The sequence below is a fragment of the Corynebacterium callunae DSM 20147 genome (assembly GCF_000344785.1).
GTDB classification, from domain to species: Bacteria; Actinomycetota; Actinomycetes; order Mycobacteriales; family Mycobacteriaceae; genus Corynebacterium; species Corynebacterium callunae.
In genome coordinates, this window is the sequence record NC_020506.1 from 1931628 (window position 1) to 1944559 (window position 12932).

General features: G+C 53.3%; 10 protein-coding genes. 2 read left to right on the forward strand and 8 right to left on the reverse strand.

From position 1 onward, the window contains the following. The first annotated feature begins 141 nt into the window (after positions 1–141). Positions 142–1794 carry an ABC-F family ATP-binding cassette domain-containing protein gene (locus H924_RS09095; RefSeq protein ID WP_015651668.1) on the forward strand — a complete coding sequence of 551 codons (1653 nt, stop codon included), beginning with the start codon at positions 142–144 and terminating at the stop codon, positions 1792–1794. Here the strand turns inward: H924_RS09095 and H924_RS09100 are convergent, their stop codons facing one another. Beyond that, complete coding sequence (locus tag H924_RS09100) at positions 1795–2352, reverse strand: hypothetical protein (protein WP_015651669.1); 558 nt, start codon at positions 2350–2352, stop codon at positions 1795–1797. It lies immediately after the preceding gene. Positions 2353–2609: 257 nt separating this feature from the next. Between H924_RS09100 and H924_RS09105 the strand changes: the two genes are divergently transcribed. Next, a complete protein-coding gene (locus H924_RS09105) occupies positions 2610–3587 on the forward strand; it encodes an asparaginase (RefSeq protein ID WP_029703279.1) in 978 nt (325 codons plus the stop codon). Here the strand turns inward: H924_RS09105 and H924_RS09110 are convergent. The 7 genes from H924_RS09110 to H924_RS09135 form a co-directional block, all read right to left on the reverse strand. Beyond that, a complete protein-coding gene (locus H924_RS09110) occupies positions 3584–4999 on the reverse strand; it encodes a DNA polymerase IV (RefSeq protein WP_029703281.1) in 1416 nt (471 codons plus the stop codon). The genes H924_RS09105 and H924_RS09110 overlap by 4 nt on opposite strands. Positions 5000–5091: 92 nt before the next feature. After that, positions 5092–5922, reverse strand: a complete 831-nt coding sequence (locus tag H924_RS09115; RefSeq protein WP_015651672.1) for an EamA family transporter — start codon at positions 5920–5922, stop codon at positions 5092–5094. A 70-nt stretch (positions 5923–5992) separates the two neighbouring features. Then, entirely contained in the window at positions 5993–7003 is a 1011-nt protein-coding gene (locus tag H924_RS09120; protein WP_015651673.1) for a MerR family transcriptional regulator, read from the reverse strand. Continuing rightward, the gene (locus H924_RS09125; protein ID WP_015651674.1) at positions 6997–7602 is read right to left on the reverse strand and encodes a HEAT repeat domain-containing protein; all 606 of its coding nucleotides are present in this window, start codon (positions 7600–7602) and stop codon (positions 6997–6999) included. The genes H924_RS09120 and H924_RS09125 overlap by 7 nt, the downstream gene beginning before the upstream one ends. 96 nt (positions 7603–7698) lie before the next feature. After that, the gene (gene ileS / locus H924_RS09130) at positions 7699–10863 is read right to left on the reverse strand and encodes an isoleucine--tRNA ligase (RefSeq protein ID WP_015651675.1); all 3165 of its coding nucleotides are present in this window, start codon (positions 10861–10863) and stop codon (positions 7699–7701) included. 320 nt (positions 10864–11183) lie between these two features. Next, the gene (locus tag H924_RS14380) at positions 11184–11345 is read right to left on the reverse strand and encodes a hypothetical protein (protein WP_015651676.1); all 162 of its coding nucleotides are present in this window, start codon (positions 11343–11345) and stop codon (positions 11184–11186) included. Positions 11346–11472: 127 nt separating this feature from the next. Then, on the reverse strand, positions 11473–12564 hold the full coding sequence (locus H924_RS09135) for a DivIVA domain-containing protein (protein WP_015651677.1): 1092 nt from the start codon (positions 12562–12564) through the stop codon (positions 11473–11475). Positions 12565–12932 lie beyond the last annotated feature (368 nt).

A 12932-nucleotide genomic window follows, 5' to 3' on the forward strand; every position in this document is an offset into this window, starting at 1 on the left:
CTTGCCAATTGTTGAAGCTGGGTGCATAATTCAAACATGATCCTTCGATAGTCACACTCTCGGTATTTTTCCGTTTGCTTAGGCTCCACCGCCCTCTTTGGTGCAGAGCCAAAGTTTTGTTTGACTTCGAAGGACTTTTTTATGCGATCCCACGCCACCTATATTGCTGTTGACGGACTGAGCTTTTCTTATCCAGACCGTCGTGTGCTCACCGACATTTCCCTTAGCGTCAACAATGGTGAAATTGTTGGCCTTATTGGAGAAAACGGTGCTGGTAAATCCACTCTGCTCGCCCTCATCGCTGGCGAATTAGAACCCGATCAGGGTGAGATTTACCTACCTCAAGAGACTGGCTTTATTGCCCAGGAAACTCAATTACCTTTTAATTCCCCAGCTCAAGCGCTAATCGACGCCGCCGTAGCACCGATCAAAGCTATTGAAGATACCATCTCACAGCTTTCCGCCCAGATGGGTGATAACACCACAAATGAAGCTGTCGCTGAGGAACTAGCCAGCACTTTTGATGCTGCCCTCCACGACGCCGAAGAATATGGATTATGGGAGCTAGATTCCCGCATTGAGGGTGTACTGGCAGGTTTGGGTTTGGGCGCTATTGATAAAAACACGCCCATTAGGGAGCTTTCCGGTGGGCAGCGTCGTCGCTTTGCGCTGGCTGCTCTTTTGTTGCAGCCTGCTAAAGCGATGATTTTGGATGAGCCAACCAACCACCTGGATGACGCCACAGTGGACTATCTCATCGCAGAGCTTAAGGCTTTTAAAGGTCCGATTCTCATCGCCAGCCATGATCGCTATTTCCTTGACCAAGTAAGCGATAAATTGGTAGACCTTGATCCAGCGCTGGGGCCAGAAGGCGGATCTGGTGAAGAAGTAAGGCAGGCAGTCACCTTTGGTGGCGGTTTTAGTGAATACCTGCTTGATCGCGAACAGCGCCGTCTGCGGTGGGCGCAGCTTTATGTAGCCCAAGAAGCTGAGCGTGAAAAGCTGGAAAAGGCCACCGGTTTAACCGAGGGAGATATTTTCCACTCCTCGGTTTCTAAATCAGAGGCCAAGATTACGGCTAAGTTTTATGCCGATCGTGCTGCTAAAACCCAGGGAAATCGCGTCTGCTCCGCCCGCAATCGCCTTGAAGAACTAGAAAGATTTGCGCTTCCTGCTCCACCAAAGGTGCTGGAATTTCAAGGCATTCCAGAGGTCACTCACCAGGGAGTGGGCGAAGGTATTGAGTTGCGCAATATTGCAGTGGCCAACCGTGTACAGCCGGTGTCTTTTTATATTGAACCCGGAGCGCATATTTTGCTTGAAGGCCCCAATGGAGTGGGAAAATCTACTCTTCTATCAGTGCTTTCGGGCGATGTGACAGCCACCGAAGGCGAGCTGATTATTCCCGAAGGCCTGCGGATCACTCGCCTTAAGCAGGATGACCAGTGGACTCCCGAGCAATTGGCCACCCCAACAGCTGAGGTTTTTGCACAACTTTCCCACCGCTCGGATGGGCCGGATCTTAGCGATATGGGTCTGTTGAGTCCGGCGTCGCAAAGCGCCCCGTTGGGCGCATTGTCACTCGGGCAACGTCGCCGCGTCTCACTGGGGCTGATTCTGGCGAGCCCGCCAGATCTTTTGCTTCTCGACGAACCGACCAACCATCTCTCGCTGGCTTTAAGTGAAGAATTAGAATCTGCAATAGAAAAATTCCCCGGCCGGGTGCTTCTAGCCAGCCATGATCGGTGGATTAGAAGGCGTTGGACGGGGAAGAAGATTAGCTTAAGCCGCTAATTACTGAGCTGGTGCCTCTTCAACAACAGGGGCATCAGTTGCGGTGCCAACGCACATTGCAGGAACCTGCTCAGGTGCAACGGTGTTGGTGATCAAGATACAAGCCCAGTCCTGGGAGAGCTGCCAGCTGCCGTTGGTGTTCACAAACTCAACGCCTTCTGCTTCCTGCTCAGGGCGGTCTGGCAATTGGAACATCACGGTGGTCAAGACCTCGGAGGTTGGGTCATAACCGGGCAAAACAGAACCAACAACCTGGAACTGAGCGCCAGATTCAACCTTTGCCTGGGTCATGGTCTCAAAAAGCTCAGGTGCATTCTCAGAACCCTGAACGGTCTTTACTTTCTCCTCGATGGGAGCATTTGGGTCAGTTGCCACTGCCAAGATGGCATTAAGCTCATCTGCGGTTGGATAGGCTGCGGCAGTGCTGCTGGATGATTCTGCGGAGCTGGAGGCAGCTGAAGTAGCTTCAGTGCCGGTGTCCTCGCTGCTGGAACAAGCGCCGAGGGTCAGTGCTGCTACAACACTCAAGGTTGCTGCGGTTGCCTTAAAAAGCTTCACGTTAAAGAATCCTTTGCTTCTGTCTCATCGTTGCCACACACAAAATCTGATCATGTATTTTAATCCACAATTGGGGGTGAGATGAGTGCATGACTCATCCACACACCAACGGTGCGACAATTTTTTAACGACTTTCCCACAAAGGGTACACGTCAAACCGTGCTGACCCACATTCTCGCCAAGCAGACATGCGAAGAATCACAGTGTATTTCTCCGCACTTTTCCGCCAGCTGGCACACATTGCTACTCTTAAACCCATGTCTGAGCAGCCATCAAAGCAATCCCAGGATCCCACCGCCCACCTTAATACTCCCGGCAAAGTGGCAGTGATCACCACCGGTGGCACCATCGCATGCACCTCCGATGCCAATGGTCATTTGATTCCCACCGTCAGCGGTGCCGAATTAGTCTCTGCAATTTCCTCCCGCTTTGATGGTTCTGCAATTTCTTTTGAGGTCCACGAACTAAATCGTTTGGATTCCTCTTCACTTACCTTCGCAGATATTGATGAAATCAATACCGCAGTACACAAGGTGCTGGCAGATCCAGAGGTTGTTGGCGTTGTAATCACCCATGGCACCGATTCCATGGAAGAATCCGCCATTGCTATTGATACCTTCCTTAATGATCCGCGACCCGTCGTTTTTACCGGTGCGCAGAAGCCTTTTGACCACCCAGAAACTGATGGTCCAGCCAACCTTTTTGAAGCCTGCCTAATTGCCTCAGATCCTTCTGCCCGTGGCATTGGCGCGCTGATTGTCTTTGGGCATGCAGTGCTCCCGGCGCGCGGTGCAACCAAATGGCATACCTCCGATGAATTGGCTTTTGGCAGCAATGCTCCCGAAGAACCAGAACGCCCTACTCCCCTGCCACTAACCGCTTTGGCGAAGGTGCAGGTAGAGATCATTCCGGCTTATCCAGGTGCCTCGGGCTCCATGGTGCAGGCAGCTCTTGATGCTGGTGCCCAAGGCTTGGTTGTTGAGGCAATGGGATCGGGCAATGTGGGCTCTAAATTTGGTGATGCGTTAGGTGCTGCACTTGATGCCGGCATCCCTGTCATCATGAGCACCCGCGTGCCTCGCGGTGAAGTTTCGGGAGTCTATGGCGGTGCCGGTGGCGGAGCTACCTTGGCTGCTAAGGGTGCGGTGGGATCACGTTATTTCCGCGCTGGTCAAGCCCGAATTCTGCTTGCTATCGCAATTGCAACCGGCCGCCACCCCGCTACTTTGATTTAATTTTCTTCCTCTGCAGTGCCATTTTCTTGCAACCACTGGGCCCAGTCGAGGCTATTAAGGGGATCCGCCTCTGTTAGGAGCGGATCATCAATGGCAAAACTTCTGGTTTTCCCCTTGATGGTGCTGCGAGTTTCAAAGCGTACGGAAACCACGCCATGTCCAGCTCCTTGTACCCATCCATGACCAAAATCTGGATGATAAACATCTTGGGTGGCATGCCACATCTTCGCGCTATTGTCAGCAGAGGTATTGGATTGGATCTCAGTAACAATCTGGGCTGTGGCTGAGCTGGATTGCACCCCTGATTCATAATCTGAATCAGGAGTTGCCGGAATAATCAGTTGCTGGTCCAGCTCTGGGAAAAGCAAGTCTTGACGAGCTTCTTCCAACCCTGAAAAACTCACGCCAACTAACCTAATTGGACCAACTTCCCCGGGATAACGAGCCAACCGGAATGCAGTTGCTTCCAAGGTGGCGTAATCATCAGTGGCATAGGAGAGCGTAAAAGAACGTGACTCCACCCGAAAATCCGCCATACGCAATTTCACGCTAACAGTGCGCGCTCCGCGGCCATCTTTGAGCAGGCGCTGATGCGCCCCCTGTGCAGCGCGCACAATGGCAGCATCCACTTGGGTACGGCTAATGAGGTCTTTTTCAAAGGTATGTTCCTGAGAAATCTGTTTGGCTTCCGCCCGCGGGATCACCGGGCGATCATCATGCCCTCGAGCCAGATTCCACAGCCCAAGTCCAATTGTGGCGCCGAGGGAAATCTCTACCTCTTTTGCAGAGAGCGCAGCTAGATCCCCGATCGTTTCCACTCCCATTTTGGCAAGTTTTGCGCCGGTAACTGGGCCAACACCCCAAAGTGCACCAACCGGCAGTGGATCAAGCAGGTCATGTTGTTGTTCCACTGGGACGATAAAGACGCCATCTGGTTTGGCTTCACCCGAACCAATTTTGGCAATTTGTTTTCCTGATCCAGCTCCTACTGATGATGGCAGGCCAGTGATCTCTCTGATTTCTGCGCGCAGGTCTTCGGCCCACTGTTTTACCTCAGCTGGACTAGCACCAATCAAGGCCTCTGGTTCCATAAAACCTTCATCAATGCTGAGGCGTTCTACGATGCCTGCGCGTTTTTCAACAATCTGAAAAACTCTTTGGGAAGCCGCAGAATATACCTTGTGACGTGGAGAAACCACCACTGCCCCGAATCCCACCATGGCTTTTGCCTGGTGCATGGGCATGGCTGAACGAGCCCCAAATTTACGAGCCTCATAAGAAGCGCCAGCGACAACTCCACGTCCAGATACTCCGCCCACCAATACGGGCCGGCCACGTAAGGTTGGTCGGGTCAGCTGTTCGCAGGATGCGAAAAAGGCATCCATATCAATGTGCAGAACCCAACGTTGCATAGCCTCTATGCTAGGCATCGCCATCCACTTTGCCTACATTGGGGCACCTTTAAACGCTATTTTGTTCGATAACTCAGCACACTCTGGAAATCTTAAGAGGAAGGCTTGCGCAGCGCTACTGCCAGCACTACCAACACAATGCCAATAATCTCCGCCAGAGTGAGCATCTGGCCTAGCACCAGTGCACCCATCAGTGCTGCACTAATCGGCAAAATTGCTAGCAAGAGCGCAAAATAAGAGCGCCCTGCCATTCGTAGAACTACCTGGTCTAGGCCATAAGGGATGACCGCGGATAAAACACCTAAGCCAACCGCTAGCCCCAGCAATTCCCACCAGCTCAACGAGCTAGCGGAAAGGCCTGGCCACCACCACAATGCCAGTGGCAGAGAAAGCAGCGCAGCCCAGCCGAATCCCACCGCCATTCCACTACGGCTGGAAGCAGCATCACCAGCAATGCGATTTCCCGTCACAATATAAAGCGCCCACAGTGCCGCTGCTGCCAGTGCAAAAAGCACGCCCGCACTATTTGCTGACCATTGCGCACCACTAATAACTACTACTCCTACACCAGCTAAAAGCAGCGCCAACCAGTCGCGGAGCGTAGAACTTCCCACTGCTGCTACTGCAATCGGCCCCAAAAACTCAATCGCCACCGCGGTCCCCATGGGGATACGCGCAATGGCTTCATAAAAGGTGATGTTCATGCTCAAGGTAGCCACACCATAAATAGCAGCACTAAGCCCCACACTGCCAAAGAAGTTGCGCCACTGTGGGCGATAAAGGAGCAACAAAATCACCGCGGCTGCTGCTACTCGCATCCAAGCCACCAACGCCGGGGAGAAACTCTGGAACAGACCTACTGCAATTGCAGCGCCAGCATATAAAGAAGCACCATTTAGCACCATTAATAAAGGTGCCAACATTGACTTGAGCGAGCCTTGTCCAGTTTTCCCATGCACAGAAGCTAATCTTAGCCCAGCCTGCGCACGGCTGTTAGGTAGCTAAAATAGCGCGAGCAGTAAAAGCTACTTTAGGGTTTTTGTCCCTGCTTAAAGTCTCTAAAAGTTCACTCACTACAGCAGTAGAACGCGGGAATTCCGCAAGCGCCTGAGTGATACGACTACGAGCCTCATCAGCATGCTCGCGCACCCGCAGTTCATGTGCAAAGCGGGATAACACAGACTCCACGTCCTCCCCTTTTGCCAAAGCCTCCGCAGCTTCCACATCACGCACACCAGTCAACACCATGGAAATTAGCACTTCTTGTACTGCCGCGGCCTCAGCCACATCCCCCACACCGCGCTCAGCACTTAAAGCCAAAGCTGCGTGCGCCCTGATCTCAGGAACACTATCGCGCAATGCCTCCAACAGTTTAGAAGTGCGCAGCTCCCCTGCCTCAGCCGCCACAATAATGCGCAGCGCGCGCAATCTTACCGAAACATCGGCAGACTTAAGTCCACGTGCCACAGCTGCAACAGCGTCCCCCTCTGAATGCAACACAGCCCAGGCCAGTGCGCCTTCAACATTGAGGTTGTCCTCGCGCAGCGCGGAGGCCGCAAGGGTTGATGCCATAGCTCCATCTTTTTTGGCGCCTACATTAAAGGCCGTCAATTGTCGCTGCGCTGGCACGGGCGATCGCAAAGCTCGCATTAAGTCAACAATTTCTAAAGCTGCATGCCAATCCCCCACCCCAGATTCTTTAACGGCCCGCAAACGCTGCAATAATTCTTGTTCCGCCCGTAAGCGATCCCGTGAATCCCTAATCAATTCAGCAATCACAGAGTCCGGACTAAAAGTGGGATCATGCAGTGCTTCCGCGACCTCCTGCAGGCTTAAACCCAAGCTGCGCAGGCCCTCAATGTGCAAAATTCTTTGCACATCTGTCTCGGAATAATCGCGAAATCCCGAGGCATTTAACTCTGGAGCCAACAAGCCCAAAGATTCATAATGCCGCAGCATGCGAGCACTAACCCCGCTGAGTGCTGCGACCTCGCCAATTAGCATGCACCCATATTATCCACCCGGCGCGCCAACTGGAGATCCGCCAGAAAATCCGTCTCCGGATCTGCCCACAGTTTGGCGGTGGCGCGGGCATGTGGGCCCTTAAAGGCCGCTAAAAAGGCGCTTATCGACGCACCCCTGTTGCCCACTTCCACCATGGCACGGCTGAGACTTCGTTGAGTTTCCGCACTACCTTTATCAAATTCTTGCGCTAATTCACCTAAAAGCCAGTCCAAATCACCAGCCGGAACCAGACCTGCAAAACTCCGCCAGGCGGTCACCGAAGTATCTTCACGATGCAGCAGCTCGGGGCGTTTTTTCAGCTCAGCCCACACACGAGGATCTTGCAGTTTGGAGAAAGTATGCAGAGCTTGGCTAGCAGCAAAGGGCGTTAAAGAATCCAGCTCAGGAATAAGGGCTGGAATTACTTCGGCATGCGGCATGCGGGTTAATGCCCAGGTGAGCATATCGCGGACATAAAAATCCTCCTCCACCCCGCAGCGTTGCACCAGCAAAGGAATCGCAGTTGGGTCAGGATTGGTTCCTATAGCTAATGCGGCTTGGAGGCGGATGGAAGAATTTGCGGCGTTTAACTTATTCATGCACTCAAGTTGACACCTTGACACCGTGTTAGGGGCAAGCGAAACCCCCGCTGCCTGGGGTGACCCAGGGCGGCGGGGGCGGCGTCGACAAGCGTTTTAGTTCTTGGTGACCTGAGCGTTAACGCCGGTGATAACCTCATGGGTTTCGCCGGTGAGTGGCTCGGTGGTGACCTCGAAGGAGGTAGCCAAAACCTCTGCTGCAATGTGCTCGGCGTGGGTGTTAATCCACTCCTGCTTTTCTGCTGGCACACTGATCAGCACGGAAATGCGGTCTGAAACTTCAAAGCCGGAGTTCTTACGAGCATCCTGCAGACCACGGATCACGTCGGCAGCCCAGCCTTCAGCTTCCAGCTCATCGGTCAGGGTCATATCGAGTACAACCAGGCCGTCCACGCCGTCGATCTGTGCGGTGGAATCTGGGTTGGCAGCAACTAGACGCTCGGTGTACTCGCCTTCCTGCAGCTCAACACCATCGGCCACGACAACATCGCCCTCGCGGGTGTAGTTTCCGGACTTTACAGCCTTGATCACACGCTGGACATCCTTGCCCAAACGAGGGCCGGCGACCTTCGCGTTAACAACGACCTCGAAGGTACCCACGGAATCAACGTCGGAAGTCAAGATGACTTCCTTGACGTTAACCTCATCGCGAATGATTGCTGCGAAGTCAGCCAAGCGCTCGGAATCTGGCAAAGCCACAGTCAAAGCAGGCAAAGGCAGACGGTTACGCAGCTTGTGAGACTTACGCACGGAGGAAGCAGCAGAGCACACTCCACGGATATCATCCATTGCGCGAACCAGATCATCATCAGCTGGGAATGCAGCTGCATCAGGGTAATCGGTTAGGTGCACGGAGCGCTCACCGGTAAGTCCACGCCAAATAACCTCGGTGGTCATTGGCAGCAGTGGAGCTGCCACGCGGGTCAAGGTCTCCAGCACGGTATACAGGGTGTTGAAGGCCTCTGGGTGCTGATCATCGCCCGCCCAGAAACGATCGCGGGAGCGGCGCACGTACCAGTTGGTCAGTGCATCGCAGAAGTTACGGACCAGGTCACAGGCCTTTGCAATGTCAGTTGCATCCATTGCAGCCTGGGTATCTGCAACCAGGTTATGCAGCTTGGCCAGAATGTAGCGATCCAAGACATCGGTGGAATCAACAGACCAGGTTGCCTTCTTAGAGGTATAAAGCTGCAGGAAGGAGTATGCGTTCCACATTGGCAGCTGAGCCTGGCGGACACCTTCACGGATGCCCTTTTCGGTGACAATCAGGTTGCCACCGCGCAGGATTGGAGAGCTCATGAGGAACCAACGCATAGCGTCGGAGCCATCACGGTCGAAGACCTCGTTGACATTCGGGTAATTGCCCTTGGACTTGGACATCTTCAGTCCGTCATCGCCGAGCACGATACCGTGCGCCACAACCTTCTTGAAAGCAGGACGATCAAAAAGTGCGGTGGAAAGCACGTGCAGCAGGTAGAACCAGCCACGGGTCTGGCCGATGTACTCCACAATGAAGTCAGCTGGTGCGTGGGTATCGAACCAGTCCTTGTTCTCAAATGGGTAGTGGACCTGCGCAAATGGCATGGAACCGGAGTCGAACCAGACGTCAAGAACGTCGGTGACGCGGCGCATGGTGGACTGTCCGGTTGGATCGTCTGGGTTTGGACGAGTCAGCTCATCAATATATGGGCGGTGCAGGGACTGTGGGCGTACGCCGAAGTCTGCCTCAAGCTCATCGAGGGAGCCATAAACATCCACGCGTGGGTATTCATCATTATCAGAGACCCACACTGGAATTGGAGAACCCCAGTAACGGGAACGGGAAATGTTCCAGTCACGTGCGCCCTCCAGCCACTTACCAAATTGGCCATCGCGGATATGCGCTGGCATCCACTCAATATCCTGGTTGACCTCAACCATGCGGTCACGGATTTCGGTGACATTAACAAACCATGATGGCAATGCCATGTAGATCAGTGGCTCGCCGGAACGCCAAGAGTGTGGGTAGGAGTGCTCAATGGTCTGGTGGCGCACAACGCGGCCAGCAGCCTTGAGGTCCTTGATGATGTCCTTATTAGCATCAAAAACGAGCTGACCTTGGTATTCAGGAACCAGGGAGGTGAACTTGCCATCCATATCCACTGGAATTACTGGCTCAATTCCCGCAGCATTACAGGTATTCATATCGTCTTCACCAAAGGCCGGAGCCTGGTGGACAATGCCGGTACCGTCTTCGGTGGTGACATAATCTGCACCCAAAATCTGGAAAGCCTTAGGGTGCTCACGGAAGTAGCCAAAAATTGGCTCATAGGTCAAGCCCACCAGCTCAGCGCCGGCATGCTCAGAAATGACCTGTGCCTCTGCACCCAGTTCCTTGGCATATGCGCTGACCAGGTCCTTTGCCAACAAGACACGCTTTCCGACGAATCCTTGCTCACCGTCTTCAGCAACCTCAACCAGTGCGTAAGTCACTGCTGGGTTAACTGCCAAAGCCAGGTTGGAAGGCAAGGTCCAAGGGGTGGTGGTCCAGGCCAGCGCCTCAGCGCCGACCAGGTCAGCGTTAGCGCTAGAGCCTTCGAGCACACCGGTAATTGGGAAAGTAACGGTCAGGGTTGGGTCCTGGCGCAACTTATAGGAATCATCCAGGCGGGTTTCCTGGTTGGACAGCGGAGTGTGCTCAGCCCAGGAATAAGGCAAAACGCGGAAGCCCTGGTAGATCAGGCCCTTCTTATAAAGCTCTTTGAAGGCCCAGATAACAGATTCCATGAAGGTAAGATCCATGGTCTTGTAGCCATTTTCAAAGTCCACCCAACGAGCCTGGCGAGTAACGTACTCTTCCCACTCCTTGGTGTACTGCAGCACGGAAGTAGCGCAGTATTCATTGAACTTAGCAAGGCCCATGGCCTCGATCTCACCCTTGTCCTTGATGCCGAGCTGCTTTTCAGCCTCTAGCTCCGCAGGAAGACCGTGAGTGTCCCAGCCGAAAACGCGGGGCACGCGGTGGCCGCGCATGGTCTGGTAGCGCGGAACAATGTCTTTGACATAGCCGGTCAGCAGGTGACCATAGTGTGGAAGACCATTTGCGAAGGGAGGACCGTCATAAAAGACGTAATCCTTTGCGCCTTCGCGCTGATCAATACTGGCTTGGAAAGTATCGTCCTTTTTCCAGTACTTAAGAACGTTTTCTTCCATTTCAGGGAATCGAGATGATCCACCAGTCATATCGACCTGGGGGTAGACTCCGCCAACGGCTTCAGTCATGAGTTCCGGCCACATCCTTCACGCAAGTTTGCATTAACAATTCCTTGCCGGGACGCCCCTAATGGACGCGGTACCACCCTGCTTGAGTCAGACCTTGTAGATAAAGCCTGCTCCCCTTGATTTTTCTAAGGTCTGTCACGGTCCCACCCGTCCGGTTCTACTAGGCCACACAGTGACTGTTCTTCCGAAAAGACTCCCCGGTGATGGCCGGATCAACGTCTTCGCTACGCTGCCTTGAAAACTTCTTACTCAAGAGCAGATAAGCGACTGCAGCCAAGTATAGCGCACGGCGTCAAAACCTAAAGCCGAGCACGGTTTTGCTAGCGATTTTTCTTTTTACGCCATTCATCAATGCCAAAGCAGATTAGGCCAGCGATAACCACGATGATTAGGAGCACTGTCCACACATCGGATTCTGCAGTCACGGTGAGCACCAAAAGGATGAAACCAATGATGGATAAAATAATCGCAGCAATAAACATCAGGATCACCTTTCAATGTCACGTGGTCAAGCTATTTTGGGTACCGACACACAAAGGCTCTCCCCTGCCCGGTGTTGAAAATCCGGACCCGGGGAGAGCCGAGTGTGTTAAAAATCTAGCTTAAAAATTACTCACCAGACTTGTTAGCGGAGTTATTGCTTGGTGCGGAAGATCCGCGAGCATTAAGCTCCTCCAACTGACCCTCGAGGAGGGTCTTCAAACGAGTGCGGTATTCGCGCTCGAAGGTCTGCAGTTCCGCGATGCGGGTCTCCAGAGCATTTTGCTGCTCCTTGACTGCTGCCATGGTCTCGGTGTGCTTGCGCTCAGCGTCAGCCTGCAGGGCGTTAGCCTTGTCCTCAGCCTGACGGATCTGAGCTTCAGCGCGGGAGGTCGAAGCTGCGATGGTTGCTGCGGACTTCTTTTCAGCTTCTGCAACAAGGTTTTTAGCCTTGGTATCAGCCTCAGAAACCAAGGTGTTAGCCCGAGCTTCTGCCTCTGCAACCTGCTTTTCAGCAGCTGCGCGAGCCTCTTCAAGAGTCCTATTGGAGGTGCTGTTAGCTTCTTCGATCTGCTTCTCGGCAGCCTCGCGAGCCTCGTCTAACATGGACTTGGCTTCTGCACGAGCTTCAGAGGTCAGACGGTCAGCCATTTCCTGAGCAAGTCCGAGCACCTTAGCGGCCTGCATATGGGTATCCACATTGGCAGCACCGGTTGCTACGGCACCTGCGCCAGCACCGACAACTGCGGAGCTAACTGCTGCTGCCTTGGTGTTGTTGGAGCTGGACTTGGCATCTGCCTTAGCCTTCTCAGCTTCTTCACGTGCGGCCTTAGCCTCAGACTGTGCGCTCTTGAGCTGCTCTTGTGCAGCCTTAGCGTCATTCTGTGCCTTCTGAGTGGCCTTAGTCGCATCTTCAAGCTTGGTTGAGTATTCAGCGCGCAGCTTCGCTTCGATTTCCTTGCGAAGTGCTGCCTCATCAACAGACTTGGTGGCCACGCCAGCGCCGGCAGCTGCCGGGGTGCTGGTTGCAGCGCGGTCGTTGAGCTGTGCTTCTAGCTCTTCGACCTGCTGCTTGAGATCATCATTTTCCTCTTGGAACTGTGCGAGGGTGTCCTCAACGAGATCCAAGAACTGATCAACCTCGTCCTCGTTGTAACCACGTTTGCCGATAGGCGGCTTACTGAAAGCGACGTTATGCACATCAGCTGGAGTCAACGGCATTAGCGGATTCCCTTCGATTTAACGGTGGCCCCAGGCAGGGCCGGGACTCAATCACAAGAATTTCCTGCGACTGGAATTTCCATTTATCATACTGTTCTTCACACGTTATTGTAGCCAGCAGTAAATTTTTCTCTGGCAACCGCGCCGAAATTCCTTCAGGATTTTCAGCTTTGTTGCACAACCGTAGTTGTTGTGAACCTTCATGGAGCACACATCAGTGACAAACATGTGAATGGGGCTTACCCTACCCCTCGCAATTACAAATATGTCATTTGAATTGCGCTTTTAAGGACTTTTTCGACCTTAAGATGTATTTATTTACCTCGTCATAACCAGTTATAAGCAGCTGTGTTGAACTGATCACATTT